26 protein-coding genes and 2 tRNA genes are annotated in these 26,489 nt (G+C 70.2%); 18 read left to right on the top strand and 10 right to left on the bottom strand.

All coding sequences use genetic code 11. The features are described 5' to 3' along the window. Positions 1-19 precede the first annotated feature (19 nt). Positions 20-1,123: a CPBP family intramembrane glutamic endopeptidase gene (locus tag HQK15_RS04495; protein ID WP_173490198.1), complete on the top strand. Its 1,104-nt coding sequence runs from the start codon at positions 20-22 to the stop codon at positions 1,121-1,123. Here the strand turns inward: HQK15_RS04495 and HQK15_RS04500 are convergent. Further along, the gene (locus HQK15_RS04500; protein WP_173490199.1) at positions 1,120-1,437 is read right to left on the bottom strand and encodes a rhodanese-like domain-containing protein; all 318 of its coding nucleotides are present in this window, start codon (positions 1,435-1,437) and stop codon (positions 1,120-1,122) included. The genes HQK15_RS04495 and HQK15_RS04500 overlap by 4 nt on opposite strands. 163 nt (positions 1,438-1,600) lie before the next feature. Between HQK15_RS04500 and HQK15_RS04505 the strand changes: the two genes are divergently transcribed. Both HQK15_RS04505 and HQK15_RS04510 read left to right on the top strand, forming a co-directional pair. After that, positions 1,601-1,996 (top strand): ATP-binding protein, encoded by a 396-nt coding sequence (locus tag HQK15_RS04505; protein ID WP_173490200.1) that lies wholly within the window; start codon positions 1,601-1,603, stop codon positions 1,994-1,996. Positions 1,997-2,028: 32 nt separating this feature from the next. Then, the gene (locus HQK15_RS04510; protein WP_173490201.1) at positions 2,029-2,865 is read left to right on the top strand and encodes a DUF5926 family protein; all 837 of its coding nucleotides are present in this window, start codon (positions 2,029-2,031) and stop codon (positions 2,863-2,865) included. A gap of 33 nt (positions 2,866-2,898) precedes the next feature. Here the strand turns inward: HQK15_RS04510 and HQK15_RS04515 are convergent, their stop codons facing one another. Further along, complete coding sequence (locus tag HQK15_RS04515) at positions 2,899-4,080, bottom strand: arginine deiminase (protein WP_173490202.1); 1,182 nt, start codon at positions 4,078-4,080, stop codon at positions 2,899-2,901. Between the two features lie 127 nt (positions 4,081-4,207). Here HQK15_RS04515 and HQK15_RS04520 point away from each other — a divergent pair, with 127 nt between their 5' ends. The 6 genes from HQK15_RS04520 to HQK15_RS04545 all read left to right on the top strand — a co-directional run bounded on the left by HQK15_RS04520 (position 4,208) and on the right by HQK15_RS04545 (position 9,826). Beyond that, positions 4,208-4,945 (top strand): HAD family hydrolase, encoded by a 738-nt coding sequence (locus HQK15_RS04520; protein ID WP_367649058.1) that lies wholly within the window; start codon positions 4,208-4,210, stop codon positions 4,943-4,945. Next, complete coding sequence (locus HQK15_RS04525; protein ID WP_173490204.1) at positions 4,942-7,425, top strand: glycoside hydrolase family 65 protein; 2,484 nt, start codon at positions 4,942-4,944, stop codon at positions 7,423-7,425. Before HQK15_RS04520 ends, HQK15_RS04525 begins: the two co-directional genes overlap by 4 nt. A 68-nt stretch (positions 7,426-7,493) precedes the next feature. Then, complete coding sequence (locus HQK15_RS04530; protein ID WP_173490205.1) at positions 7,494-7,871, top strand: hypothetical protein; 378 nt, start codon at positions 7,494-7,496, stop codon at positions 7,869-7,871. A gap of 89 nt (positions 7,872-7,960) precedes the next feature. Further along, positions 7,961-8,965 carry an adenosine deaminase gene (locus tag HQK15_RS04535; protein ID WP_173490206.1) on the top strand — a complete coding sequence of 335 codons (1,005 nt, stop codon included), beginning with the start codon at positions 7,961-7,963 and terminating at the stop codon, positions 8,963-8,965. A gap of 32 nt (positions 8,966-8,997) precedes the next feature. Then, a complete protein-coding gene (locus tag HQK15_RS04540) occupies positions 8,998-9,318 on the top strand; it encodes an ArsR/SmtB family transcription factor (RefSeq protein WP_173490207.1) in 321 nt (106 codons plus the stop codon). Positions 9,319-9,343: 25 nt separating this feature from the next. Then, the gene (locus HQK15_RS04545; RefSeq protein ID WP_173490208.1) at positions 9,344-9,826 is read left to right on the top strand and encodes an SRPBCC domain-containing protein; all 483 of its coding nucleotides are present in this window, start codon (positions 9,344-9,346) and stop codon (positions 9,824-9,826) included. Between the two features lie 40 nt (positions 9,827-9,866). Here the strand turns inward: HQK15_RS04545 and HQK15_RS04550 are convergent, their stop codons facing one another. Beyond that, complete coding sequence (locus HQK15_RS04550; RefSeq protein WP_173490209.1) at positions 9,867-11,480, bottom strand: bifunctional phosphatase PAP2/diacylglycerol kinase family protein; 1,614 nt, start codon at positions 11,478-11,480, stop codon at positions 9,867-9,869. Between the two features lie 72 nt (positions 11,481-11,552). Here HQK15_RS04550 and serS point away from each other — a divergent pair, with 72 nt between their 5' ends. Then, positions 11,553-12,833, top strand: a complete 1,281-nt coding sequence (gene serS / locus HQK15_RS04555; protein WP_173490210.1) for a serine--tRNA ligase — start codon at positions 11,553-11,555, stop codon at positions 12,831-12,833. Then, the gene (locus HQK15_RS04560; protein ID WP_173490211.1) at positions 12,830-13,612 is read left to right on the top strand and encodes an HAD family hydrolase; all 783 of its coding nucleotides are present in this window, start codon (positions 12,830-12,832) and stop codon (positions 13,610-13,612) included. The genes serS and HQK15_RS04560 overlap by 4 nt, the downstream gene beginning before the upstream one ends. A 127-nt stretch (positions 13,613-13,739) precedes the next feature. On the opposite strand, the gene HQK15_RS04565 is transcribed toward HQK15_RS04560, so the two are convergent. The 4 genes from HQK15_RS04565 to HQK15_RS04580 form a co-directional block, all read right to left on the bottom strand. Next, entirely contained in the window at positions 13,740-14,654 is a 915-nt protein-coding gene (locus tag HQK15_RS04565; protein ID WP_173490212.1) for a DUF559 domain-containing protein, read from the bottom strand. Between the two features lie 197 nt (positions 14,655-14,851). Then, positions 14,852-15,412, bottom strand: coding sequence for a WhiB family transcriptional regulator (locus HQK15_RS04570; RefSeq protein ID WP_173490213.1), 561 nt, complete (start codon positions 15,410-15,412; stop codon positions 14,852-14,854). A gap of 67 nt (positions 15,413-15,479) precedes the next feature. Next, a complete protein-coding gene (locus tag HQK15_RS04575) occupies positions 15,480-15,983 on the bottom strand; it encodes a bacterial proteasome activator family protein (protein ID WP_173490214.1) in 504 nt (167 codons plus the stop codon). A 37-nt stretch (positions 15,984-16,020) separates the two neighbouring features. Next, a complete protein-coding gene (locus HQK15_RS04580) occupies positions 16,021-16,992 on the bottom strand; it encodes an NAD(P)H-quinone oxidoreductase (RefSeq protein WP_173490215.1) in 972 nt (323 codons plus the stop codon). 58 nt (positions 16,993-17,050) lie between these two features. On the opposite strand from HQK15_RS04580, the gene HQK15_RS04585 reads away from it, so the two are divergent. The 5 genes from HQK15_RS04585 (at position 17,051) to HQK15_RS04605 (ending at position 20,437) form a co-directional block, all read left to right on the top strand. Then, entirely contained in the window at positions 17,051-17,974 is a 924-nt protein-coding gene (locus tag HQK15_RS04585) for an alpha/beta hydrolase (RefSeq protein WP_173490216.1), read from the top strand. A gap of 16 nt (positions 17,975-17,990) precedes the next feature. Further along, entirely contained in the window at positions 17,991-18,776 is a 786-nt protein-coding gene (locus HQK15_RS04590) for a carbon-nitrogen hydrolase family protein (RefSeq protein WP_173490217.1), read from the top strand. After that, positions 18,773-19,828, top strand: coding sequence for a hypothetical protein (locus HQK15_RS04595; RefSeq protein WP_173490218.1), 1,056 nt, complete (start codon positions 18,773-18,775; stop codon positions 19,826-19,828). Before HQK15_RS04590 ends, HQK15_RS04595 begins: the two co-directional genes overlap by 4 nt. 90 nt (positions 19,829-19,918) lie before the next feature. Continuing rightward, positions 19,919-20,007, top strand: a tRNA-Ser gene (locus HQK15_RS04600). 1 nt (position 20,008) lies between these two features. Further along, the gene (locus tag HQK15_RS04605) at positions 20,009-20,437 is read left to right on the top strand and encodes a hypothetical protein (protein WP_173490219.1); all 429 of its coding nucleotides are present in this window, start codon (positions 20,009-20,011) and stop codon (positions 20,435-20,437) included. Here HQK15_RS04605 and HQK15_RS04610 read toward each other — a convergent pair. Together HQK15_RS04610 and HQK15_RS04615 are read right to left on the bottom strand one after the other, a co-directional pair. Next, positions 20,427-21,410 carry an Ig-like domain repeat protein gene (locus HQK15_RS04610; protein WP_173490220.1) on the bottom strand — a complete coding sequence of 328 codons (984 nt, stop codon included), beginning with the start codon at positions 21,408-21,410 and terminating at the stop codon, positions 20,427-20,429. The two genes, HQK15_RS04605 and HQK15_RS04610, sit on opposite strands and share 11 nt — an antisense overlap. Positions 21,411-21,417: 7 nt before the next feature. Further along, positions 21,418-23,442 carry a carboxypeptidase-like regulatory domain-containing protein gene (locus tag HQK15_RS04615; RefSeq protein WP_173490221.1) on the bottom strand — a complete coding sequence of 675 codons (2,025 nt, stop codon included), beginning with the start codon at positions 23,440-23,442 and terminating at the stop codon, positions 21,418-21,420. Between the two features lie 212 nt (positions 23,443-23,654). Here HQK15_RS04615 and HQK15_RS04620 point away from each other — a divergent pair. Continuing rightward, a tRNA-Ser gene (locus HQK15_RS04620) sits at positions 23,655-23,741 on the top strand. 242 nt (positions 23,742-23,983) lie between these two features. Here HQK15_RS04620 and HQK15_RS04625 read toward each other — a convergent pair. Beyond that, positions 23,984-25,267, bottom strand: a complete 1,284-nt coding sequence (locus HQK15_RS04625) for a phytase (RefSeq protein WP_217361339.1) — start codon at positions 25,265-25,267, stop codon at positions 23,984-23,986. 168 nt (positions 25,268-25,435) lie between these two features. Between HQK15_RS04625 and HQK15_RS04630 the strand changes: the two genes are divergently transcribed. After that, entirely contained in the window at positions 25,436-26,467 is a 1,032-nt protein-coding gene (locus tag HQK15_RS04630) for a GGDEF domain-containing protein (protein WP_173490222.1), read from the top strand. Positions 26,468-26,489: the final 22 nt, after the last annotated feature.

Genomic DNA, 26,489 nt, shown 5'->3' on the forward strand with positions numbered 1-26,489 from the left:
ATACGTGAGGATCGGCGACATGGCGACGCTCTATCACCGGCAGGCCCGGGAGACGCCGGCGTACGCCTGGTGGAGGCTGCCGGTCGCCGGCGTGCTCACGGTCGTCTTCTACCTCGGCCTGTCGGTCGTGCTGATCGCCGGTGCGGCGATCTTCTTCGCGGTGCGCGACGACGGCACCTCGATCGAGGACTGGCTCGACGCCGCCGGTGACCTCGACCTGACCCGCCTCGACTTCTTCGTGCTCGACATGCTCGGGCTGGTCGTGCTGATCCCGGCGGTGCTGCTCGCGGTGCTGGCCACCGGTCCGCGCCCCGTCGGCTACCTCTCGTCGGTCGCCGGCCGACTGCGCTGGGGCTGGCTCGGCCGCACCACGGTCATGTCGTTCGTCGTCTTTGGCGCGACGATCGGCGGTGCGCTGGCGTTCGACGTGGTCAGCGGCGACGAGCTCAGCCTCGAGGCCGACGACACCGGGCAGGTCGTGCTCGCGGTGGTCGCGGTGCTGCTGATCGTCCCGTTCCAGGCTGCGGCCGAGGAGTACGTCTTCCGCGGCTACCTGATGCAGCTCGTCGGGTCGTGGACCCGGTTCGCCGTCGTCCCCGTGGTCGTCTCGACCCCGCTCTTCGTCGCGGGCCACGCGTACGAGCTGTGGGGCATGGTCGACGTCGGCATCTTCGGGCTCACCGCGGCGATCCTCACGATCCGCACCGGCGGTCTCGAGGCCGCCATCGCGGCGCACGCCGCCAACAACGTCGTGCTGCTGGTGCTCGACGCGCTGGGGGTGGTCTCGGCGACCGACGACAGCGGCGCCGGGCCTGTCGACCTCGTCCCGACGGTCGTCTCGAGCCTCGTCCTGCTGGTCTGGGTCGAGTGGGCGGTGCGCCGCCACGGCATCCAGACGACCCGGGAGCCCATCGCTCCGCCACCGCCTCCGCCCGCCCCGATGTGGCCGCCCCCGCCGTGGGGCCTGCCGCAGGACGTCCTGCCGTGGGCCGGGCAGCCGGCGCCGGTGGTCGCTGCGGCCCCGGTCACGCCGGTCACGCCGGTCGCGCCGCGCCCGGCCGACGCGCTGCACCCGCAGACGCCGCCCTACCCGGGCGAGATCGACGAGCGCTGGCGGCGCTAGCTGACGACGGGCAGGCCCGCGCTCTCCCAGGCCTCCATGCCGCCCTCGACGTTGCTCGCGTCGTGGCCCTGGGCTTGCAACCAGTGGGTCGCACGCGCCGACCGGCCACCGAGGTGGCACACGACGAGCGTCCGCTGCGTCGGGTCGAGCTCGCTCACGCGGGCGGGCAGGTCGCCCAGCGGGATGTGGGTCGCGCCGTCGATGTGACCGGCCGCCCACTCGTGCGCCTCGCGGACGTCGAGCACCACGACGCCCTCGGGAATCGGGCTCGGGACCTGGTGCACGTCGACCGTCGGAATGCCTGGATCAGTCATGTGACCATGGTCCCTCTCGTCGTGAAATGGGGCACTTCCGGGTCCACATTCCGGCCGTGGACTGGCGATGAGCCCCCAGAAGTAGTTACTTTGGACTATAGAAGGGCCGTCACGATCACTCGCGGCGGCCGTTTCATGGCGAGAATGCGAAGGAGGTGGACCCGTGAAGGCTCACGACACGATCCGACTTCCGTTCGTCATGTCCACTCCCGGCATCGCCCGGACGAAGCTCGCAGCCTTCCTCACGGTGCACCGCGCATCGTCCGCCGTCATCGACGACGCCCTCATCGTGATCAGCGAGATGATCGCCAACGCGGTGTGCCACGGCGTCCCCACGGCAGACGGCACGATCGAGATCAGCTGGTCGATCAACGGCGACCTGCTCGAGCTCAGCGTCCACGACGCCGGCGAGGGCGCATCGCTCAAGCCGATCGACTTCGACGAGGACTCGCTCAGCGGTCGTGGCCTGTCGATCATCAGCCGGGTCGCCGACCGCTGGTGGGTCGACATGACGGTCGGCACCAAGGTCAACGCCGAGCTCTGCCTCACCCCTCACTGAGGTCGGCCACCCACCGCATAGACTCGCCCGTCATGGGCAAGAAGTCGCGCAACAAGACCAAGGCCGCCAAGAAGGAACGCATGCCCTTCGTGGCGCGCACCTTCGAGGGACTCCCCGGAGAGGCTGACTGGGTCGCCCTGCGCGAGTTCGTCCCCTCGGCGTCCGGGGTCATCACCCTCACGACCGGCGAGACGGTGCGCATCTGCTCGCTGCTGCCGGGCAACGGCGCCGGCATCCGCCGTCCTGACGGCGAGTCCTGGGTCGGCCTGCAGGTGGCCCACAACTTCGGTGACATCAGCCGCGACCTCGCGCACGTCGTCGAGATCGCGCGCGAGACCGAGCCCGGCAACGCCATCCGCATCACCGATCCCGGTGTCGGCCCGCGCCTGCAGGACCTGGTCGACCCGAAGAGCAGCTTCGCCGTCGAGGTCTACGAGGGCTTCGACTACTGGGTCGAGGGCGTCGACGACTCCGAGAGCACCGCGGCCATGATCGCCGAGGCCAACGAGACGATCGCGCCGACGGTGCGCCTGTCGTCGGTCGACGGTGCCTACTGGACAGAGATGGGCCCGCAGCGCTTCCTGCGCTGGATCATGACGCACGACGAGACGACGCTGCTCGACGCGCTGGCCCGCCTGCGCGCCGCCGGCGACGACACCCTCGGCGAGGGCACCAAGCTCATCGGCCACTTCCGTGCGCACGGGCTGCTCGTGCCGGTGTGGGAGTTCGAGCACGACGCGGCCGACCTCGAGGCCCCCGCCAAGGACTTCGAGAAGCGCCTGGCCGCGGCCCTGGCCGACGACAGCCCGCTGACGACCGAGCAGCGCTCGGCCCGCGGTGCGCTCATCAGCCGCCAGGTCACCATCTGACCTGACGGACCGTCCGGCCCCGTCGGGTGCGACTCAGTCGCGGTCGATGGGGCACGACATGCAGCGAGGTCCGCCCCGTCCGGAGCCGAGCTGGTCGCCGCTGATCGTGACGACCTCGATGCCGTGCTGCTCCAGGCGGGCGTTGGTCTGCTCGTTGCGCTCGTACGCCACCGCGAGGCGGGCGTCGATCGCCAAGGTGTTGTTGCCGTCGTCCCACTGCTCGCGCTCGGCCGTGACCGGGTCGAGGCCGGTGTCGATCTGGTGCAACGTGTCGATGCCCATCGCCGCTGCGGCGCCCTCGAAGAACGACGTCTCCGCGCCGATGACGAACCGGTCGTCGGCCCACGTGAGCGGGACGGCGCGCAGCGTGTCGGCCATGTTGGGATAGATCACGACGGTGTCGACGTCGACCATCGTCACGATCGTGTCGAGGTGCATCGTGGCGCGCTCCTGCGCGATCGGCACCGCGAGCACGGTGTGTGCGAGGCCCTCGGTCAGCACCTGACGGGCGAACCGCTCGAGGCCGGCGGGGGTCGTCCGCTCACCGATGCCGACCGCGATGACGCCCGGCGCGAGCTCGAGCACGTCGCCGCCCTCGAGGTGCTCCAGGTGCGGCCCGTGCACGACCGGCGTGCCGGCGAAGCGGGGGTGGTGGGCATAGATCAGGCCGGTCAGCTGGGTCTCGCGCACCCGGGCGGGCATCGCGAGGCTCGTGACGGCGACCCGGTCGCGCAGCCACACCGACGAGTCGCGGGTGAACAGCAGGTTGGGCAGCGGGTTGATGAGGAAGTCCTCGGGCTGCATCAGGTGGTTGGCGACGCTGCCGTCGACCCTCACCTCGTCGTTGCGCAGGCCCGCCATCAGCACCTCGGCGAGCTTGCCGGGGTCGGCCGACGACAGCAGTCCCTCGATCGACGCCTGCAGGCTCGGACCCACGTAGAGGTCCTTGAGCGTGGCCGCGATGATCTCGGCGCGGGCGGCCTCGATCTCGAGCGTCGACGTCAGCAGCTCGGTCAGGTAGAGCACCTCGACGTCGTGGTCGCGGAGTGCCTGCGCGAAGGCGTCGTGCTCCTCCTGGGCGCGGCCCAGCCACGGGATGCCGTCGAAGAGCAGCTGGTCGTTGTTGCGCGGCGTCAGCCGGCCCAGCTCGGGTCCGGGCCGGTGCAGCATGACCGTGCGCAACCGACCGACTTCACTGTCCGCTCCGAGAGGCATGCCGACAGCCTAGTGAGCCGCGAGGCCCGAGCGCTGCGGTCGAAGGTGACGAAGTGGTGTCGGCCCGCGGGGCGTCGCCGTCTGTGGCGAGCGTTGCACCGGATCCGTTACCTGCAGGACACCCGACGTGCGTACGCTCATCGGTGTGGACTGGAACGACTACGACGCGGCACTGTTCGACCTCGACGGCGTGATCACGCCGACGGCAGAGGTGCACATGCGCGCATGGGCCCAGATGTTCAACGACTTCCTGCAGGCGCGGGGGGTCGCCGAGCCCTACACCGACGACGACTACTTCACGTACGTCGACGGCAAGCCGCGCTACGACGGCGTGCGGTCGTTCCTCGCCTCGCGCGACATCACGCTGCCCGAGGGCGACGCGTCCGACCCCGCGACGGCCGAGACCGTGGCCGGTCTGGGCAACCGCAAGAACGACGACTTCGAGCAGATCCTGCAGTCCGAGGGCGTGGAGCCCTACCCCGGCTCGGTCGCCCTCGTGAAGGCTCTGCAGGCCCGCGGCACCAAGATGGCGATCGTCTCGAGCTCGCGCAACGCGGCCGCGGTGCTCACCGCCGCCGGCATGATCGACTACTTCCCCGTCATCGTCAGCGGCAAGGAGGCCGGCGAGCGTGGCCTGCCCGGCAAGCCGGCGCCCGACACGTTCCTCGACGCCGCCGATCAGCTCGGCGTGCCCAAGGACCGCGCCGTCGTGTTCGAGGACGCGCTGTCCGGCGTAGCGGCCGGCCGCGCCGGCGACTTCGGCCTGGTGATCGGTGTCGACCGGGGCGTCGGAAGTGATCAGCTCACGCAGCACGGTGCCGATGTGGTCGTCGACGACCTCGCAGAGCTGGTGGACCACGCATGAGCCCCTCCCACATCGCCCCGATCGATCACGACTTCCTCGACCGCTCGCGCTATCCCGTCGACGAGTGGGCGCTGGTCGAGAGCCACATCGACAACGACGACCTCGGCACGACCGAGACCCTCTTCTCCGTCGGCAACGGCTATCTCGGCCTGCGCGGCAACGTCGACGAGGGACGCGACTCGTTCTCGCACGGCACGTTCATCAACGGCTTCCACGAGACCTGGCCGATCCAGCACGCCGAGGAGGCCTTCGGCTTCGCCCGCGTCGGTCAGACGATCGTCAACGCGCCCGACGCCAAGGTCATCCGTCTCTACGTCGACGACGAGCCGCTGCTGCTGCCGATCGCCGACCTGATGCAGTACGAGCGCCGGCTCGACTTCCGCACCGGCGTCATGACGCGCGACATCCTGTGGCGGACGCCCGGCGGCAAGCGGGTCCAGATCCGCTCGCGCCGCATGGTGTCGTTCACGCAGCGCCACCTCGCGGTGCTGACGTTCGAGGTCACGATGCTCGACGACTACGCCCCCGTGGCGATCTCGTCGCAGATCCTCAACCGCCAGGACGGCGAGGACGAGTACCACGTCCGGTCCAAGGCGATGGGCGAAGGCGTCGACCCGCGCAAGGCCGGCCAGATGCGTCACCGCGTCCTCGTGCCGCAGAGCAACTGGGGCAACGTCGCCGACGGCCGGGTCGCGCTGGGTTACCAGTGCACCGAGAGTGGCATGACGATCGCGGTCGCCGCCGACCACCGGCTCGAGACGGCCAACAACTACACCAAGCGCATCCAGACCGACGACGACCTGGCCAAGATGACCTACCGGATCGACGCCGAGCCGGGCCAGACCATCACCCTGACCAAGCTCGTCAGCTATCACACGTCGCGCGGCGTGCCGTCGCGCGAGCTGCTCGACCGCTGCCGTCGCACGCTCGACCGGGCGCACGACGAGGGCCTCGACAAGCAGTTCGACGACCAGCGCCAGTGGCTCGACGACTTCTGGTCGCGGTCCGACGTCGAGATCCCCGGCCAGCCCGAGGTGCAGCAGGCGACCCGCTGGAACCTCTTCCAGATCGCCCAGGCGGCCGCTCGGGCCGAGGGCACCGGCATCCCCGCCAAGGGCGTCACGGGATCGGGCTATGGCGGTCACTACTTCTGGGACACCGAGGTCTACGTCCTGCCGTTCCTGACCTACACGACGCCGCGTGCGGCCCGGAACGCCCTGCGCTTTCGCTACACGCTGCTCGACGCGGCTCGTGCGCGCGCGCAGCAGCTGGCCCAGCACGGCGCGCTGTTCCCGTGGCGCACGATCAACGGCGAGGAGGCCTCGGCCTACTACGCCGCCGGCACCGCGCAGTACCACATCGACGCCGACATCTCCTACGCCCTGAGCCAGTACCTCGCGGCGACCGGGGACGTCGACTTCCTGACCCGTGAGGGCATCGACATCCTCGTCGAGACGGCCCGCATGTGGGTCGACCTCGGCTTCTGGCGCAACGAGGACGACGGCACGTTCCACATCCACGGCGTCACCGGGCCCGACGAGTACACGACCGTCGTCAACGACAACCTCTTCACCAACGTCATGGCGCGGTTCAACCTGCGCCGCGCCGCCCAGGCGGTGCGGGAGCTGGCGATCCGCGACGGGGTCGAGTACGACCGGGTGGTCGCACGCCTGGAGCTGGAGGAGACCGAGGTCGCCGACTGGGAGCGAGCCGCCGCCGACATGGCGATCCCCTACGACGAGCACCTCGGCGTGCACCCGCAGGACCAGCACTTCCTGGAGCGGGAGGTGTGGGACCTCGCCAACACGCCGCTCGACAAGCGCCCGCTGCTGCTCAACTACCACCCGCTGGTGATCTACCGCTTCCAGGTGCTCAAGCAGGCCGACGTCGTCCTCGCGCTGTTCCTGCAGGGCGAGCACTTCACGGCGGCGGAGAAGCGCGCCGACTTCGAGTACTACGACCCGATCACGACCGGCGACTCGACGCTGTCGGCGGTCGTGCAGTCGATCATCGCGGCCGAGGTCGGCTACAGCGACCTCGCGCTCCGCTACTTCAAGTCGGCGCTGTTCGTCGACCTCGCGGACCGGCACCACAACACGTCCGACGGCGTGCACGTGGCGTCGACCGGCGGTGTGTGGAGCGCGCTGGTCAGCGGCTTCGGAGGCTTCCGTGACCACGGCGGACGGTTCACGCTCGACCCGCGCCTGCCGGAGTCGTGGGAGTCCCTGACGTTCCGCCTCACGCTGCTCGGCACGCGGGTGCGGGTCGACGTGCACCCCGGTCGCGTCGACCTGTCGATCGAGGAGGGCACGGAGGCGACGCTGACGGTCCGCGGCGAGGAGGTCACGGTGCGGGCGGACGACCCGGTGTCGGTGCCGCTCGACGGACAGGGACCGCGCATCGAGGGCGAGCCCGAGCCCGTGCCCGGACGTCGTCGCTCCGACGGCACGATCATCGCGGCGATCGTCCCGGGGACGTAGGCGCGCGGAAGATTTTTCTTTCCGCTGACGATGGGACCCACGGGTGAGAACATCGAAGGGTGATCACCGTGATGTGGAAGACGGCTGCCGGCGACAGCGGAGAGGTCCAGCTGGGGCCCGACGACAAGTGGACGTTCGGCCGTGCCGGCGGTGGCGAGGACCTGACGGTCGGCATCGACCACCCCCTCGTGAGCCGCACGGCACTGGTCATCCGCGACGCCGGCCCCGGCCCCGTCGTGTTCCGTGGTCAGCGTGACAACGGCGCCACGGTCGCCCTCGTCAGCGTCATCGGCTCGATCAGCTGGCTGGACGAGGGCACGGCCCGCAACCTGAGCGCCGAGGAGAACCGGGTCGAGCTGTCGCTCGACGACGAGGTGCTCGTGACCGTCGACGTCGAGTTCGAGGGTCGCGGCACCGTGGTCGAGCGCCAGCAGGCCGCCGACTAGGTCAGCCCCCACTTTTTGGGCACTTTCGTACGGGTCGGCGCGCTGGATCCGTACGAAGCTGCCCAAAAAGTGCACGCTATCGTCGGAGCATGTCGTTCGAAGCCGGGCTCCCCAAGGCGGAGCTGCACGTCCACCACGTCGGGTCCGCCTCGGTGCAGACCGTCCTCGAGCTGGCGCGGCGTCATGCCGGCAGCACGAGCGTCCCCACCGAGGAGGCGGCCCTCGCCGACTTCTTCACGTTCACCGACTTCGCGCACTTCGTCGAGGTCTACCTCTCGGTCGTCGACCTGCTGCGCACCCCCGAGGACCTCTGGACCCTGACGCACGACGTCGCGCGTGACCTCGCCGCGCAGAACGTCCGCTACGTCGAGCTGACCTGCACGCCCTACACGTCGATCGCGGTCGGCATCAGCGCCGAGGCGTACTGCGAGGCGCTCGAGGACGCCCGGCGCCGCGCCGAGGCCGACTTCGGCATCACGATGCGCTGGATCTTCGACATCCCCGGGGAGTCGGGCGTCCCGGCCGCCGACGTCACGATCGACACGGCCCTGCGGCTGCAGCCCGACGGGCTGATCGGGTTCGGGCTCGGCGGTCCCGAGATCGGCGTGCCGCGCCCGCAGTTCAAGCCCCACTTCGACGCTGCGCGGGCAGCCGGTCTGCACTCGCTGCCCCACGCCGGCGAGTCGACCGGTCCCGAGACGATCTGGGACGCGATCCGGGTGCTGGGCGCCGAGCGCATCGGTCACGGCATCGCCGCGGCGCAGGACCCCGAGCTCGTCGCCCACCTCGTGGAGCACCAGATCCCGCTCGAGATCAGCCCGACGTCCAACGTCTGCACCCGCTCGGTGCCGTCGCTGGCCGAGCACCCGCTCCCCGCGCTGGTCGCGGCCGGGGTGCCGGTCTCGATCAACTCCGACGACCCGCCGATGTTCTCCACCACGATCACCCACGAGTACGAGGTCGCCCGCGACCTGCTCGGGCTGGACGACGCCGGCGTCGCCGACCTCGCGCGCGCGGGCGTCCGCCACTCCTTCGCGCCCGACCAGGTCAAGACGGCCCTGCTCGGCGAGATCGACGCCTACGCCGGCCCTTGACCGCTACATAACCATCTGGTTATGTTGTCGTCGTGAACGACGACCAGCTCGACCTCGTGTTCGGCGCCCTCGCCGACCGGACGCGGCGCGCCATCCTGGCCCGGCTCGCCGAGCAGGACGCCAACGTCGGCGACCTGACGGCGCTGTTCACGATGTCGCAGCCGGCGATCTCCAAGCACCTCAAGGTGCTGGAGCAGGCCGGGCTGGTCTCCCGCAACCGGCAGGGGACCATGCGCCTGAGTCACCTCGAGGCCGAGCCGCTCAAGGGCGCGACGGCGTGGATGGCCGACTACCGGGCCTACTGGTCCGAGAGCTTCGACCGTCTCGACGCGCTGCTCGACGAGCTCGACTGAGTCCCATCCACCGAAGGAGATCACCATGAGCACGACGGAGAACGACGCCGTCATCGAGACGTCCGGCACCCACGCCATCACGATCGTCCGCGACTTCGACCACCCCGTCGCCCTGGTCTTCCGGGCGATGACCGAGCCCGACCTCATCGCCCAGTGGATCGGCCCGAAGTACCTCACCAACGTCGAGGTCACCCACGACGCGCGGCACGGCGGCACCTGGACCCTCGTGCAGCGCGACCCGGACGGCAACGAGCACGCCTTCCGCGGCGTCATGCACGGCGAGCAGACGCCCGAGCTGTCGCAGCGGACGTTCGAGTGGCTCGGACTGCCCGGTCACGTCTCGTTCGAGACCCTGCGCCTGGAGGATCTCGGCGGCGGACGGACGCGCGCCCACCAGGTCGCGGTCTTCACCTCGCCGCAGGACCGTGACGGGATGCTCGCGAGCGGCATGGCGACCGGTGTCAACGAGGGCTTCGAGCGGATGGACGACCTGCTGCGGTCGCTCTGACCGCCTGACCGGGCATCGCGGCCGGATGAGCTGAGCCGGGTCAGGCGCCGGGGGCGGGTGCCACCGGCACCCGGACGAGCAGCACGCCGGGCTGCACGTTGGCGGTGATGAGCTGGCCCTCGCCGACCGGGTCGCCGTCGAGCTGCATCGGCATGTTCTTCTCAGCCTTGATGACGACCTTGTGGCCCGTGAGCCGGTCGAGCCGGTCGTTGGTGCGCTTCTGCCGGCTGATGACGCGCACGATGATCGCGAGCCAGCCGATGAACCGCTTCGGCGCGATCACCACGACGTCGAGCATGCCGTCGTCGATCTGGGCGTCGGGCAGCAGCGGGATGCCGCCCTGCAGGAAGCCGACGTTGCCGACGACCACGGTGCGGGCGCGGAACTTCTTGAACTCGCCGTCGTCGACCGCGATCTGCACCTTCATCGCGGGGAAGCGGGCCGCCTTCACGCCGCTGACGAAGTAGGCCAGCCAGCCGACCTTGCTCTTGAGCTGGTCGTTGACGCCGGTCATGATCGCGGCGTCCATGCCGAGCCCCGCCATGACCAGGAACGTCGTGTTGGCGCCGGAGTCGGTCTCGAGCGTCGACAGGTCGATCGCGCGGTCCTGGCCGCCGAACGCGACGTCGAGCGCGTCGCGGATGTTGAGCGGGATGTCGAGGTTGCGGGCCAGCAGGTTGCCGGTGCCGTGGGGCAGGATGCCGACCGCGACACCGGTGCGGGCGACCTCCTCGCACACGGCGCGGACGGTGCCGTCGCCGCCGGCCGCGATGATCAGGTCGACCTCGTCGTGCAGCGCGGAGTTGGCCTGGCCGTGACCCGGGTCCTCGATCGTGGTCTCGTACCAGATCGGCTCGCTCCAGCCGCTGATCTCGGCGACGGCCCGCACACGCGCCTTGAAGTCGTCGACGTCGCCGACCTTGGCCGGGTTGAGGATGACGGCGGCGCGCTTGCGGCCCGATCCGGTGAGGACGGCCAGGTCGTACGGGGTGGGCGCTCCGCCCGCGACGACCAGCAGCAGCCACAGGCCGAGCGCGATGACCATGCCGAGGCTGAGGCCCGCGACCACGTCGCTGAGGTAGTGGACGCCGAGGAAGACCCGGCTCGCACCGACGCCGAGCGCGGCCAGCGCGAGGAGGTTGACGATGATCCGGCGCTTCCAGCCCCGGCCCGTCAGGACGATCGTCATGAGGATCGCGACGGTGAAGAACATCGCGGCGCCGGTCGAGTGACCGCTCGGGAACGAGTAGCCGCCGATCTCGTGCAGGGGCTTGTCGAACAGGGGGCGATCGCGCTGGAACGCCAGCTTGATCAGCGCGTTGCCACCGATCGCGACGACGCCGGAGACGACGATCCACAGGGCGACGACGCGCTCGCGGCGCCACAGGGCGTACGCCGCCATGACCGCCAGCGCGATGCCGCAGACGAGGTTGCCGAAGATGACGGCCACGACGTCGAGGACGTCGACGAGCTGGGGATGGTCGGCGGTCAGGTCGTACGCGCGCTGGGCGACGTTGTCGTCGAGCTGCAGGATCGCCGGGGTGTCGGTGCCGACCGCGACGGCCAGGAACACGAACACCAGCGCCGGGACGGCCAGGAGCCAGGCGAGGACGGAGGGTCGGCCGGGCTCGGCACGACGCAGGTCAAACGCCACAGGTCCTCCTCAGGGGTCGATCAAGGGTAATCGACGCGCAGACGGCGGGGAGACGGGCGATAGGCTGATCGGGTGATCGATGCCCGAGTCCTGAGAGATGACCCTGATGCCGTGCGGGCTGCCCAGCAGCGCCGCGGACTGCCGACCGAGCTCGTCGACGAGCTCATCAGCGCGGACGAGCAGCGGCGATCGTCGATCGTGGCCTACGAGGCGATCCGGGGCGAGCAGAAGAACCTCGGCAAGCTGATTCCGAAGGCGCAGGGCGACGAGAAGCAGGAGCTCCTCGCCCGCACCAAGCAGATCAGCCAGCAGGTCAAGGAGGCCGAGGCTGCGCAGGTCGAGGCGGCCGAGACGTTCGAGCGCCTGATGAAGACGCTGCCCAACCTCGCGTCGGCCGATGCGCCGCAGGGTGGCGAGGACGACTTCGTCGTGCTCGAGACCGTCGGCACGCCGCGCGACTTCGCCGCCGAGGGCTTCGAGCCCCGCGACCACCTCGAGCTCGGCCAGATGCTCGGCGCGATCGACGTCGAGCGTGGCGCCAAGGTCAGCGGCTCGCGCTTCTACTTCCTCACCGGTGTCGGCGCGCAGCTCGAGCTGGCGCTCACGCAGCTCGCGATGAGCAAGGCCGCGGCGTGGGGCTTCACCCCGATGATCCCGCCGGCGCTGGTCAACGAGCGCGCGATGGAGGGCACCGGCTTCCTCGGCCAGGCGGCCGACGACGTCTACCACCTGGAGAAGGACGGCCTCTACCTCGTCGGCACGTCCGAGGTGCCGATGGCGGCCTATCACTCCGACGAGATCCTCGACGCCGGGTCGCTGCCGCGCCGCTACGCCGCGTTCAGCCCCTGCTTCCGCCGCGAGGCCGGGTCGTACGGCAAGGACACCCGGGGCATCTTCCGGGTGCACTGGTTCGACAAGGTCGAGATGTTCGTCTACACGACGGTCGAGGAGTCCTACGCTGAGCACCAGCGCATCCTCGGCTGGGAGAAGGACTGGCTCGACGCCCTCGAGCTGCCCTACCGGGTCATCGACGTCGCGTCCGGCGACCTGGGCCTGTCGGCGATCCGCAAGTTCGACTGCGAGGCGTGGATCCCGACACAGGGCAAGTACCGCGAGGTCTCGTCGGCGTCCAACTGCACCGAGTTCCAGAGCCGTCGCCTCGACATCCGGGTCCGCGGCGCCGAGGCCGACGGCGGTGGCACCCGTCCGGCCGCGACGCTCAACGGCACCCTGTGCGCCATGACCCGCACGATCATCGCGATCCTCGAGAACGGGCAGCAGGCCGACGGGTCGGTGCGTCTGCCCGCTGCGCTGCATCCTCTGCTCGGCGAGGTCCTGAGGCCTCTCGCGTGAGCTGGCGCCCCCGGCTCATCGCGCTCGACGTCGACGGCACGCTGGTCGACAGCGCCAACGAGATGAGCGCCGCGGTGCGGCAGACCGTGCGCGACCTGCGTGACTCCGGCATCGAGATCGTGATCTCGACGGGTCGCGCCATCCCCGGGGTCGTCAACACCACCGAGAAGCTCGGGTTCACCGAGGGCTACGCGATCGCCAGCAACGGCGCCGTGGTGTTCTCCTACGACCCGGTCGAGGTGCTGCACTCGGTGACGTTCGACGCCAGCGACGCGGTGCGCCGGGTCATGGAGTTCGTCCCCGACGCGATCGTCGCGGTGGAAGAGCTCGGTGTCGGGTTCCGGGTCAACAAGCCGTTCCCCGAGGGCGAGGTCACCGGCCAGTTCGGCGTCGAGGACGTCGAGTCCCTGATCGCCGAGCCGGTCACGCGTGTCGTCATCCGGTCGACCGACCACACGGCTGAGGAGTTCACGCAGATCGTCCACGACCTCGGGCTCACCGGCACCAACTACTTCATCGGCTACTCCGCCTGGCTCGACCTCGCCCCTGACGGCGTCTCGAAGGCGTCGGGCCTGGAGTTCCTGACGGACCGCCTCGGCATCGCGCAGGCCGACGTCCTCGCCGTCGGTGACGGCAACAACGACCTCGAGATGCTCGAGTGGGCCGGCCGGGGCGTCGCGATGGGTCATGGCCCCGAGTCGCTCCTCGCGGTCGCCGACGCCGTCACGGGCTCGATCTCCGACGACGGCCTCGTCGACGAGCTCCGCCAGTACCTCTGACCCCTCCCGCCGCGCCCCTCTTCACGATTTCGGCACTTTTGGGTGTGTCCGGGTCGGTCATCCACCCATAAGTGCCGAAATCTTGGCCGGGTGGATGCGGATGCGGGGCGAGGGTGCGGGATGGGGTTCAGGCGGCACGGGGGGCGAACCACGAGTCCCACATGATGCTGAACGTCGGCTCCGGGCCGGTCCACCCGCGCGACACCAGGGCACGGTGGACGCGGTGGACGACTTCTCTAGGGTCCCGGAGGTCGGCGGAGGTCACGACGATGACCTTCCACCCATGATGCTCGAGCCCTTCTCGGCGGAGGACGTCGCTCTGCCTCTGCTGGGCACTCCGCTCGTGATACCAGCCGTCGTACTCGACGACGATGCGCCAGTCGGCGTAGACGAGGTCGCCCCGGGCCAAGAACAGACGGTGAGCGTCCCGGATCACGACGTTGCACTGGGGCTCCGGCAGGTGAGCGAACCGGATCATGAGCCTCAGCACGGTCTCACGAGGAGACTCGACCCGTTCGCGCACCAGACCGAGCACTCGTCGCAGAGGTCGGACGCCGTGGAGGTGGCGGTCCATGGCGTACGCCGAGAGGGACGCCAACGTGGTCAGGCGTCGATGGATGAGCCACTCCGCCGCCGTGACGAGCTCGACCAACGACACCTTCGTCGCGATGTCGACCAACGTGCGGTTGGGTGAGGTCGCCGGGACGGCCTCGACGAGCCTGCTCGAGATGGGGGCCTGCCGCTGGTGGATCTTCAGCCCCTTCAGCCGGCTGTGGGTCGCGCTGCGGGTGGAGAAGTGCAGCGGCCACGGAGGCCCGATGTCGACGCCATAGAGGTGCATGGCCGTCACGTGGCTGACGACCGAGTCGTCGGGCAGTGCGAGGAGCGCCGACCGGATCCACGTCGTCAGGTCCAGGGGCAGCGTCGCAAGGACGTAGACGCCCTGGAAGAGACGCCGGTAGCGCCGGCCCCTCAGCTGGGTGTCGGTGACGCCGGCATCGAGGGCGTCTCGGCGATGGAACGGGCCGGCGGGCGAGAACATCCCCCAAGGTCACCGAAGGGCGACTCTCCACGGTGACCCGTCATCGCCGCATGTGGACGGCGAAGGAGGGGCATCGACGTGTGGACAACCGCCACCGCTCAAGATTTCGGCGCTTATGGGTGATCAGTACGTCGCCAGGCACCCATAAGTGCCGAAATCGTGGCCTGGGCGTCGATGGGGCCGCGGCCCGGCCCTGGTCAGGCGATCTTGCTGGTGGAGAGCATGTCGAAGGCGTCGAGGACGGCGTCCATCGTCGGCTGCGAGCTCGTCTCGCGGATCGCCTCACGTGCTTCCAGCTTGGCCTCGCGGGCCCGTCGCAGGTGGCGCTTGATCGTGGACGTCGAGCAGCCCAGACGGTCGGCCAGCTGGTGGCACGTGTCCTTGGGATACGCCTGACGCGCCGTCATGACCGCCTCGTGGCTGACCGGTCCTCCGCCGACCCGCGGCGCGCCGTACGGCGTCGTCGAGGCCTGCTGCACCGTGATGCCGAGCTGGCGGCGGATCAGGTGCCGGTCGAGCTCGGTCGTGCACGCCACGAATCCGGAGACGTCGACCTCGACGACCGCCCGGTAGAGGCAGTCGGTCATGACCGGGCACCCGGCGCACTGTCGGTGCGCGGAGGCTCGTTTGACGTTCAGCGACTCCCACTCGGCGGCGGTGATGTCGGTCCGCGCCGGGGGCGAGTGCAGCTGTTCGTCGTGATAGACCTCCGGCACAGAAGCGCACGGAGGCGTCGTCGGTTCAATCAAGATGGTCATGGGCTCCCTCTTCCCACATGAGGTCGGCGACACTCCTGCGCCTTCCTCAACTACATCAAGACTGATGTTAGAGGTACATGCCCCCTGAGTCCCGGCTTTCACCAGAAGAGTCCGATTCGACACCTTTGATGTCGTTTGACCCCGGTAGAGCCAGTCTCATGTTCTGCAGCTGCGACTGGGCCTGCACCTGCTGGGCGTAGATCGCGGCCTGTATGCCGTGGAACAGGCCCTCGAGCCATCCGACGAGCTGTGCCTGGGCGATGCGCAGCTCACCCTCGCTGGGCGCGTCGCTGTCGAACGGGAGGCTGAGGCGCTCCAGCTCGGCGACGAGCTCGGGGGCCAGCCCCTCCTTGAGCTCCTCGATCGACTGCAGGTGGATCGTCCGCAGGCGGCCACGGCTGGCCTCGTCGAGGGGAGCGGCCTTGACCTCCTCGAGGAGCTGGCGGATCATCCCGCCGATGCGCATCACCTTGGCCGGCTGCTCGACGAGGTCGCCGAGCGCGGTGCCGGTCGGTGGGGCGGGGACGGCCTGGCCGTCCGGGCCGATGATCTCGGGCTGCTCGTCAGTCATGCCGCCCAGCCTAGGTGAGTCGCCGCGGCGCGGCCGGTCAGAGGGTCAGCAGGACCTTGCCGGTGTGGCTGGACTCCTCGAGCACCTGGTGGGCCAGGCGTACGTCGTCGAGCGGGTACGTCGCGTGGATGATCGGGCGCACCGTGCCGTCGGTGATGAGGGGCCAGACCTGCGCGACCATCGCCGAGACGATCGCGGCCTTCTCGCCGGTCGGGCGGGCCCGCAGCGACGTGGCCATGACGGCGGCGCGCTTGGCGAGCAGCGCGCCGAGGTTGAGCTCGGCCTTGATCCCGCCCTGCAGGCCGATGACGACGAGGCGTCCGGCGGTCGCGAGCACGGAGATGTTGGCGGCGAGATACTTCGCACCGATGATGTCGAGGATGACGTCGGCCTGCAGGCCGGCGGCCTTCATCTCCTCGGCGAAGTCCTGCTCGCGGTAGTTGATGACGACGTCGGCGCCGAGCTCGCGGCAGAACTCCGCCTTCTGTGCCGACCCGACCGTCACCACGACGGTGGCGCCGAACGCCTTGCCGAGCTGGATCGCCATGGTGCCGATGCCGCTCGCGCCGCCGTGGACGAGCAGCGTCTCGCCGTGCTGCAGCTTGCCCATCATGAAGACGTTCGACCACACGGTCGAGGCGACCTCCATCAGGCCGCCGGACTCCACCAGCGAGATGCCCAGCGGCACGGTCGCGACCTGTCCGGCCGGGACGCTGACGTACTCCGCGTAGCCGCCACCGGTCAGCAGGGCGCACACGTGGGCACCGGGCTGCAGGTCGGTGACGCCCTCGCCGACGGACACGATGTCGCCGGAGCACTCGAGGCCGAGGACGTCGGTGCTGCCCGGGGGCGGGTCGTAGTGTCCCTGCCGCTGGAGCAGGTCGGCGCGGTTGATGCCCGCGGCGGTGACCCGGATGAGGACCTCGCCGGGAGCGGGGTCGGGGACGGGGCGGTCGACGACCTGGAGGGCATCGACCCCACCGGGCGTGGGAGCTGTGACGGCGCGCATCTGACCCACGGTATCCGCCTCCTGCCGTGACAGGGGTGATCGGCCCTACGCTCGTGCCATGACTCGCAAGGACGTCCGCTTCGCCTCGGGCCCCTCGTGGTGCGCCGGATGGCTGTACGAGCAGCCGGCCGCACCGCCCGGCCCGGTCGTGGTGATGGCCCACGGGCTCGGCGCCGTCAAGGAGATGCGCCTCGCCGCGTACGCCGAACGGTTCGCGGCGGCGGGCTACCGGGTGCTGGTCTTCGACTACCGACACTTCGGCGAGAGCGACGGCCAGCCGCGCGGCCTCCTCGACATCCAGCGTCAGCTCGACGACTGGGCGGCGGCGATCCACCACGCCCGGTCGCTGCCGGGCGTCGACCCGCAACGGGTCGTGCTGTGGGGGACGTCGTTCAGCGGCGGGCACGTCATCGAGGCGGCGGTCCGGGACGGCGCCGTCGCGGCCGTCATCTCGCAGTGCCCGTTCACCGACGGCATCGCGTCGCTGCGCGCGGTCGGCGTCCGCACCCTCGCGCGGCTGACCGTCCTCGGCCTTCGCGACCTCGTCCAGCAGGTGCGGCGGCGCGACCCGGTCCGGGTGGCGCTCGTCGGCGGCCCCGGCGACGCGGCCCTGATGACGGCGGACGACGCCCGCGCCGGCTACCTGTCGCTGGTGCCCGAGGGGTCCGCCCCGCCGACCGACGTCGCCGCGCGGGTCGCGCTGCGTATCCCGCTGCACCACCCGGGTCGCCGGGCGGCCGACCTGGCCTGCCCCGCACTGTTCTGCGTCGCGATGAAGGACACCGTCGCGCCGGCCCGTGCCACGATCTGGCACGTCCGCAAGGCCCGCCGGGGCAAGGTCGTCCGCTACCGGGCGGGACACTTCGAGATCTACCTCGACCCGTGGTTCGAGCAGGTCGTCGCCGACCAGCTGGCGTTCCTGCAGGCCGAGGTGCCGGTCACGGGGGACGCGGCGGGGTCCTCGACGCGCCTTGGCGCCTAGGGGGAGGATGGCCGGTATGCGTGTCGCCCTCGTCCAACGTGCCTCGGCCACCGACTCCGTCGCCAACCGCGACTCCGTCGGGGCCCAGCTCGCCGACCTCGGTCCTGCCGACGACCTCGACCTCGTGGTGCTGCCCGAGGCGACGATGCACGACTTCGGGTCGGCCGACCACGACCTCGCCGCGGTGGCGGAGCCGCTCGACGGCCCGTTCGTCCAGCTCGTCTCCGCCGAGGCCCGCCGTCTCGGCGCGACGATCGTCGCCGGCATGTTCGAGCAGACCGACGACCTGCCCTACAACACCCTGGTCGTCGTCGGGCCCGACGGCGAGCTGCGCACGACCTACCGCAAGATCCACCTCTACGACTCGTTCGGCTACCTGGAGTCCGACCGGCTTCGCGCCGGTGCGATCGAGCCCGTCGTGGTCGAGGTCGCGGGCCAGCAGGTCGGCCTGATGACCTGCTACGACCTCCGGTTCCCCGAGATGGCCCGGGCGCTGGTCGATGCCGGTGCCACGACGATCGTCGTCCCGGCGGCGTGGGTCGCCGGCGACCACAAGCTCGACCACTGGCGCACGCTGCTCGCCGCCCGCGCGATCGAGAACACCGTCCACGTCGCCGCGTGCGCCCAGGGTGGCGACCGCTACACCGGCCACTCCTTGGTTGCCGATCCGTGGGGCTCTATCGTGGACGAGGCCGACTCGGCGGCCACGATCATCCGGACGACGCTCGACGTCGCCGACGTGGCGCGCGCGAGGGACGTCAATCCCTCGTTGACCAACCGAAGGATCCGACACACCTCATGAGCCGTACTGAGCAGGGCGGACGCCGACGCCTCGACGCGTCGGTGCCTCCGGAGTACGACCTCCCGACCCGTGAGCCGCGTCTGGAGTCGGCGCGGGTCGCCCGCATCGTCATGGCCGTCGTGTTCGGCCTGTGGCTGGTCGGCACGATCGGCGCCGGCACCGCCGTCGTCGCGGTCGGCGCCCCGACGTGGGTCGAGCGTCCGTCGGCCGCGCTGCTGATGGTCGTCTTCGCGGTCAGCCTCACCCACCGCGGTGGCGGACACATGCGCATCTGGCTCCCGATGACGGCGGCGCTCGCGGTCGCCGCGGTCGTGCTCGAGACCAACCTGCTGCTGGCGTCGGCGGCCTCGGTGTCAGCCGTCCTCTCGGCGGTCTGGGCGGTCATGGTCACCCGGCCGGCGAGCTCGATCGTCGGCGCGATCCGCGAGTACGTCCTCGCGCTCGTCGTGGCGCTCAGCGGCACCCTGTCGGTCGCCGCGTGGAACGCCCCGGTCAACTACCAGCGGTTCAACCTCATCGTCATCACGGTCGCGCTGGGCCTGGCGATCACGCTGGTCTGGAACCTTGGCGCCGGCCTCCACGGCCTCGGCCGCCAGAACCTCGCGATCCTCACCGGAGTCGCGGTCCTGCTGCTCCTGATCCTCGCCTACAGCAGCTTCGTCCGGTCCCACGGCTCCGACACCTTGGTCAACCTGTTCAGCGACCTGGTCATCTGGAGCCGTCAGACGTTCGAGGGCGTGCCCCGTCCGGTCGAGGTGTTCATCGGGTTCCCGGCCCTCATCGTCGGCGTCTCGATGCGCTCCAAGCGCCGCGAGGGCTGGTGGGTGCTGGTGTTCGCGGTCATCGGCACCGCGGTGCTGTCGACGTCGCTGGTCACGCCGGGCGCCTTCCCGTCCTACATCGGGCTCTCGACCCTCTACTCCAGCATCCTCGGGCTGATCGTGGGGCTGGTCGTGCGGCACTACGTCATGCGTGAGCGGTCTGCCCGGGCCGCCCGGGCGATCGAGCAGATCGTCCGCGTCGAGCCGCCCCGCTTCGCCCCCCTGAAGTAGGCCGTCCGGGCCACAGGCGCAGGTCGCAGCGCCCCCAGATCGGGCAGGTGCGACAATCGTCTCTGGCGCAGTGCCTCGGTGCTGCCGCCAGGAGGGGTGCCGGAGTGGCCGATCGGAAGCGCCTTGAAAGCGCTCGCTGGCAGCGATGTCAGCCGCGGGTTCGAATCCCGCCCCCTCTGCTTGACGAACTATCGACTTGACCGACGCTTCACGCTGCCCGCGATCGGCGTCCACCTGATCGCGGCGGGCGTGGTCGCTGCGCTCGCCTTCCTGGCGTGGGCCCCGCTCGGCATCCTCGCGGGCCTGCTGCTGCTCAACGCCCTGCGCACCTACGCGTTCCCGCCGGTCGTCGCCCGCACCGACCAGGGCGGCGTACGCCTCGGTGGCCGGATGACCGTCAAGCCGGTGCAGATCGCCTGGTCGCAGATCGACGACGTCAGCGTCGACCGTGCCCACGTCTTCTTCGACCGCGAGGACGCCGACACGCTCGCGTTCCCGCTGGCGTACGTCGGCCGCGCCGCCGAGCCGTTCGTGCGCGAGGTGCACGAACGGCTCAACGAGGCCAACGGCTACCGCCGCTACGAGCCTCCGACGGACGCTACTTCTTGACCCTGATGGACTTGACGGCGCTGGTGCTTCCGGCCGCGTTGCTGGCGCCTGCGTAGGTCGCAGTGCACTTGGCGGTCCCCGAGGCGACGCCGCTCAGCGTGATGGTCGCTCCGCCCTTCTTCAGGGTCTTGCTCGCTGCCTTGGTCAGGGTCGCGGACGTCTTGCCGCACCGCAGCGTGACCTTGCCGGTCGCGACGAGGTTGTGCTGTGGGTTGAGCGCGACCGCGACGGTGGCCCGGACGGTCCGCCGAGACGGTGACGAGAGCGAGAGCCTGACGGAGGAGCCGCGCGCGGTCTTCTTGACGGTCTTCTTGCTGTAAACCGTGACGGTCGAGGCGCCCGGCTGGGAGGCCGTGATGCGCACGAGGATCGGGTGACCATAGTCGTCGCGCGTGGGCTTGAACGTCGGTCCGGTCTGGGCCGATGTGCCCTCGTAGGAACCATCGGTGGCGCGGTACCACTGGTAGGAGAAGCGGAGCGTGGACGAGTTCCAGGTGCCGAGGTCGACCTTGAGCGTCCGGCCGACGACAGGGTCGCCGATCACGGTGGGCACCACGGTGTTGGTGATCTTCTGGGGGTCGAGTGTCGCGTCGGTGCCGCTGCGGACCTCGCCGGCGGCGACCGTGATCTCCGCCGACCTTGATGCGCTGGGCTCGTCGTCCCACCACTGCGTGACATATCCGCCGCTGTCCTGCGAGAAGCGCAGGAGCACCGGACGCCCGTGGGTGGGCAGCGTGTAGCTGCCGTCCTGGGCGGTCGTGGTCGTCGCGACGGTGTCGAGCACGTCGGATCCCTCGACCCGGGCGAACGCGTCGACCTCGGCGGAGGCGACCGGATCGCCCATGACGTCGTAGACCGTGCCCGAGACGGCGCCGCCGGTGTCGGCCGCGGACGTCGTGGAGGGAGTCAGGAGCACGAGGCCGGCCGCGACGAGCGTCGCAGCGACGAGCGAGCGGGCGGTGCGGGTGGCCATGAGCTGATCAGAAGACATAGATGACCCCGTCGTCGGAGGCGCTGCCGTGCTTCGAGGTCGCCTTGAGGTGGACCTCGTAGCCCCAGAAGCCACGCTTGGTGTTGAGGACGACGCTGCCCTTGCCGTTCTTGTACGACACCGACTTCGTCTTGCGCCCACGGCAGACGTAGTAGCCCTGCTTCTGGGAGCAGGGCGAGTAGTAGACGGTCACCTTGCCCCAGGGGTTGCTGTCGCCGGTGATCTTGACCTTGATGCTGAGCCTGACGTCGTTGGCGCCGGACTTCTTGGCGGTGACCTTGATCGAGGCGCCGTTGGTCACGGTCTGCGACAGCTCGCTGAACGCCGTGGCGCTGCGGGCTCCCGCATACGACGCCGTGATCTGGACCTTGAGCCGTGAGCCGTTGTCGGAGCTGCGGATCTTGTACGTGCTCCTGGTCTGGCCGCTGATCTTGGTGGCCGTGCCGCCCTTGACCCGGTACCACTGGTACTTGGTGAACTTCACCGGCGAGTGGGGGCCCCACCTGCCGTTGTCGGTCCCGATCGTGACGCCCGGGCCCGGCGCACCGTGGATCTTGATGTACGGGATCCGCTCGAGCTCAAGCGGGAGAAGCGGGAGCGTCTCGTCCACGATCGTCGGGGTGCCCGACTTGGTCGCGTCGATGGGGGCGGCGCCGGCGAACGTCTCCGCGCCACCGTTCCAGACCGACGTGTACTGGTCAGCGTCGCCGACGAGCTGGATCTTGACCTGGTCGGTCGTGCCGTTCGTCGTCCAGCGGCCGTCGGCACCGGTCGTCCTGGTGCGCTGCAGCACGGGGTTGCCGTCGGCGTCGGGCGTCGCGGAGAAGACGCGCACCTCGACACCCTTGAGCGGACGTCCGGCGGCGTCGCTGACGGTGCCGGTGATGGCCCGTCCGCGATAGGCCATGGACGGGGTGAGGTAGGTGCCGTAGCTGTCCGCCGCGGTGACGCAGAACGTCTCGGCGTCCTGGAGCGTGTCGCCGCCGACGAAGTACGGCTTCCACGCGCGCGACGACTCGGTGTCCTCCAGGACCTCGTTGACCGACATCCGGTACTCGCCGGGCGGCACGTCGAGGCTGAAGTCACCGCTGGTCGTCGTGTGGACCTTCTCCAGCGCCCACGGGTCCTGGGAGTCGTACGTCGCGCGGTAGAGGCGGACGGTGACGTCCCGCGGCCGGCCGTCGTTGGGGGCCGTCAGGTATCCGCGGACCCGGGAGTACGTGTAGGGCGGCCGGGGTGGGGTGAACGTCGTGCGGTGGAGCCTCACCCGGGGCTGCTCCACGCGACGGGTGCCGGCCGGCACGGTGAAGCGGGTCGCGCCGTCGAAGCCCGTCGCACCGTTGAGCCACACGGTTCCGGGAGCGGCGTCGGGCCCGACCACGCGGACCTTCGAGGCTCCTGCGGGGAGGAACTGCTCGTGCTCGCCGCCGCCCACGACGGACGTGAGCAGCGGCTTCGGGTCGATGTCGTCCGCGCCGTAGACCTCGACGGTGACGTCGTCCACGGATTCGTCGCACTGGTCAACGACCTGGGAGAGGATGCTGCCACCGAGATGGTCCAGGTCGTGCTCGTAAGCGTAGACATGCGTCTGCGAGCCGTCTGCGTTGATGGCCCGGTCGGGTCCGTAACGGGCGAGCGTGTCGAGCGACGTCCACACGCGGGACGAGCCCTGGCTGGGGTCGGCGTTGATCTTGAGGTGGTAGCGCCCGGGCGGCAGCTGGGCCGACCAGTTGCCGCGGCACGCCGCACCGCACCCTGGCTCGCGCACCCCGCCCTGGGTGTAGACCGTGACGACCGGGACCCACGGATCGGTGGGCTGGTCGGGTGCACGGAGGATCTCGACGGGGATGTCGGTGATGTTGTCCTCGTACATCGTCGAGGAGCCGACGCTCCCGTAGATGGTGACCAGGGCGTCGTCAGCCGATGCCGTCGAGGCGCCCAGGGTCAGCGCGGTCGCCGCCACCGCCGTGGACGTGAGCGCAGCGACGAGGCCGCGCAGGCGTGTGGTGATCAAGAAGGTTCCCCCGGGAGAAAGCGTGTCTGACCGGAGAACTCTATGGCCCGCCTGTGCTCCTCGTCCCGGGAATGGGACTAGTGCGCCCGCCGAGGAGGCCGCTCCCGGGCGCAGCCGAGCCGACGTCCGTGACGCCGGCCGTGGGGTCCGATTCGTCGGACGGGTCACCCGGTCGCTATCCTGTTCCGGTTGCAGTCTTCGGACTGCAGCGGGGAGATGTCGCATAGTGGCCTAGTGCGCCCGCCTGCTAAGCGGGTTGAGGTTTAAACCTCTCGCGAGTTCAAATCTCGCCATCTCCGCCCCACACGCAAGGAGCAAGATCCGGTCACGGATCTTGCTCCTTCGCTGGTTGAGGGGACGGCCACGTCGGCGGAGCTCGCTCCGCCAGACGAGCAAGGCGCAAGACCCAAGGTGACCAGTCGCGAAGGCGGCTGGTCATTTTGCGTCTGGTGGCAGAGGAGCTGGCTCCGCCCCACACGCAAGGAGCAAGATCCGGTCACGGATCTTGCTCCTTCGCTGGTTGACGGGACGAACCCCGGGGCTACCGCTTCGTGAGGATCTTCGCGTCGAGCAGCTTGAAGTTCGTGCTGACGCGCGGCTCTCCGTCCTCGCCGTTCTCGACGGGGGTGTTGTCGCCGTCCTGCACGACGAGCAGGCCGTTCGGGTAGCCGGGCAGCGGGGTGCTGACGGTGTCGGCGCCGTCGCAGTCCTGCGAGCCGTCGACGCGCGCTCCGTCGACGACCGTGAAGTGCTTCAGCGGGCGGTTGGTGATGCGGTCGTAGGTGTAGAACGTGTCGTCGCCCTGGCTCGACAGCAGCAGCGTGCCGGTGCGGTGGCCGGTCTCATAGATCGTGAGGCCCTCGGTGTCGGCCGCGATGCGTCCGCCGAACCCGGGGTTGGGTCCGGTCGCCACGCACTCCTCGGCGGCCTCGTCGTACGCCGCCGGCGCCCCGAACTCCTGCGTGCGCTCGATGCTGCGGGGCTTGCCGGCGAACTCGCCGCGACCTAGGCTGACCCGCCACAGGCCGACGTCCTCCTGCGCGGCATACAGGGTGCCGGACGCCTCGTCGACCACGACGCCCTCGAGCTGCGGGCCCTCGCCCGGGTCCTCGCACGGCGACCACGTGGAGCCGTTGGGCAGCCGGAACGTGTCGGGGAACGCCAACGTGTCGACCCGCTCGTACGTCACGCGGCCCTTCGTCGCGACGAGCTTGAACAGGCCGACGTCGGTGCTGTGGCGGCGCGTCCCGACGACGTACGAGTCGCCGCGGCGGTCGGTGAACGTCGTCATGCCATAGACCGTCGCCTGCTCGTTGACCTGCTCCTGGTCGGCGGAGAACGCGAACGGGATCGCCGCCGCCGTGACGTCGGAGAGGCGGCCCGTGCGGGGGTCGATCACGTACGAGCGCAGCTGGTCACGACCGCGGTCGCTGGTGACGGCGAGGTCGACCGTGCGGCCGCCGAGCCGGAACCCGTGCACGATGTCGACGTTGTTGAAGCGGCCCGACTCGTCGTCCGCGCCGGGCGCGGCCGGTGCGGCGACGGTCTGGATGACACGGCCCTTGAGGTCGTAGACGTTGAGGCCGGCGTTCTTGGCGGTGCCGATCACGACGCTGCGCGAGCGGTCGTGGCGGTTGACCCAGATCGCGGGGTCGTCGGCGTCGCCGTTGCCGCCCGCGTCGTCGTCGAAGACGCTGGGCGTCTCGGCGGTGGCCGTGACCTCGACCAGACGGTCCTCGGGGTGGTGGGCGGAGGCGGGGGACGCCATCGCGACGGGCGGGACGAGCAGGGCGAGTGCGGCGGCTGAGCGCAGAGGAGTGATCACAGGGCACGACCCTAGGGACGGCGCTTGGCCGCAGCGTGACCGTCAGATGTGCGCTCGGCGAACGTGTGCGGCACAGGTCGCCGCCGGTGTGACGTTGGTCGGGGACGGCCCGCGCCGACGGGGTGCGGCGTAGGTTGGCTGCAACGGGAGTCAGGGGAGTGATCGGCCGTGGGAGCAGCAGCGCTCGGTCTGCAGAGCCTTGCCTCGATGGCGCACCTGCTGATGCGCCCCCACGACCTCGACGACCTGCTGGCAGTCGCGGCCGAGCACGCGTGCGAGGCGCTGGGCGCGGCGACGGTCTCGATCAGCCGCATCGACGCACCCGCCGACGTCGTCCGCACGATGATCAACGTCGGCGACCTCGGCCCGGACGAGGAGCGGTGGCCGGCGTCGGAGTCCTATCCGATCGCGAGCGACGAACGGCTCCGGTCGGCGATGCACGAGCTGCGCACCTGGGTCGACTCGGTCGACGACCCCGACTGCGCCCCGCACGAGCGCGAGCTGCTCGAGCGCCTGGGCAAGGGCTGCTCGCTGGCGACGGCGATCGTCGTCGACGGCCATGCGTGGGGCGAGTTCTACGCGACGCGGCACCGGGGTGAGACCGTCTTCGGCGACGACGCGATCGCCTACAGCCAGGTGCTCGTCGCGATCCTCGCCTCGGCGATCTCGCGGACGCTGCGCGAGGCCGAGCTGCAGGAGCTCGCGTTCCACGACCCGTTGACGGGCCTGCTCAACCGGCGGGGCCTCGACGCCGAGGCGGCCGAGATGTTCGAGGTCCCGGCAGGAGCGACCCGCGACGTCGCCGTCGTCATGGTCGACATCAACGGGCTCAAGGGCATCAACGACTCCGCGGGCCACGCGCACGGCGACGAGCAGATCCGGCTCGTCGCGACGTCGTTGGGCCAGGCCTTCGGCGGCTTCGGGTCGTCGGTCGTCGCACGCGTCGGCGGTGACGAGTTCACGGTGCTGGTGGCCGACCAGCCGGTGCAGTCCGTGCTCGACGCGACCAACGTGGTCTGCGGGCAGATGGGGTCTGCCGGGGCGGACTTCGGGGTGTCGGCCGGTGTCGCGGCGGCGTCGATCACGTCGGGCGCCGACGTCAGGACGATCGGCCTGTTCGCGGCAGCCGACCGGGCGCAGTACGTCGCGAAGCGCGCGGGTGCCACGTCCGCGCTGCTCTACGACGACATCGGCGACTGACCCCGAGCCGCCGGGGAGGCTG

Source organism: Aeromicrobium stalagmiti, assembly GCF_013283745.1.
GTDB classification, from domain to species: domain Bacteria; phylum Actinomycetota; class Actinomycetes; order Propionibacteriales; family Nocardioidaceae; genus Aeromicrobium; species Aeromicrobium stalagmiti.

Bases quoted from the DNA above. Each gene is read 5' to 3' on its own strand.
- HQK15_RS04525 (WP_173490204.1), top strand. From the start codon at position 4,942: ATGAGCCCCTCCCACATCGCCCCGATCGATCACGACTTCCTCGACCGC.
- HQK15_RS04580 (WP_173490215.1), bottom strand. From the start codon at position 16,992: ATGCGCGCCGTCACAGCTCCCACGCCCGGTGGGGTCGATGCCCTCCAG.
- HQK15_RS04590 (WP_173490217.1), top strand. From the start codon at position 17,991: ATGCGTGTCGCCCTCGTCCAACGTGCCTCGGCCACCGACTCCGTCGCC.
- HQK15_RS04510 (WP_173490201.1), top strand. From the start codon at position 2,029: ATGGGCAAGAAGTCGCGCAACAAGACCAAGGCCGCCAAGAAGGAACGC.
- HQK15_RS04610 (WP_173490220.1), bottom strand. From the start codon at position 21,410: ATGGCCACCCGCACCGCCCGCTCGCTCGTCGCTGCGACGCTCGTCGCG.
- HQK15_RS04545 (WP_173490208.1), top strand. From the start codon at position 9,344: ATGAGCACGACGGAGAACGACGCCGTCATCGAGACGTCCGGCACCCAC.
- HQK15_RS04495 (WP_173490198.1), top strand. From the start codon at position 20: ATGGCGACGCTCTATCACCGGCAGGCCCGGGAGACGCCGGCGTACGCC.
- HQK15_RS04565 (WP_173490212.1), bottom strand. From the start codon at position 14,654: ATGTTCTCGCCCGCCGGCCCGTTCCATCGCCGAGACGCCCTCGATGCC.
- HQK15_RS04570 (WP_173490213.1), bottom strand. From the start codon at position 15,412: ATGACCATCTTGATTGAACCGACGACGCCTCCGTGCGCTTCTGTGCCG.
- HQK15_RS04500 (WP_173490199.1), bottom strand. From the start codon at position 1,437: ATGACTGATCCAGGCATTCCGACGGTCGACGTGCACCAGGTCCCGAGC.
- HQK15_RS04595 (WP_173490218.1), top strand. From the start codon at position 18,773: ATGAGCCGTACTGAGCAGGGCGGACGCCGACGCCTCGACGCGTCGGTG.
- HQK15_RS04585 (WP_173490216.1), top strand. From the start codon at position 17,051: ATGACTCGCAAGGACGTCCGCTTCGCCTCGGGCCCCTCGTGGTGCGCC.
- HQK15_RS04535 (WP_173490206.1), top strand. From the start codon at position 7,961: ATGTCGTTCGAAGCCGGGCTCCCCAAGGCGGAGCTGCACGTCCACCAC.
- HQK15_RS04575 (WP_173490214.1), bottom strand. From the start codon at position 15,983: ATGACTGACGAGCAGCCCGAGATCATCGGCCCGGACGGCCAGGCCGTC.
- HQK15_RS04515 (WP_173490202.1), bottom strand. From the start codon at position 4,080: ATGCCTCTCGGAGCGGACAGTGAAGTCGGTCGGTTGCGCACGGTCATG.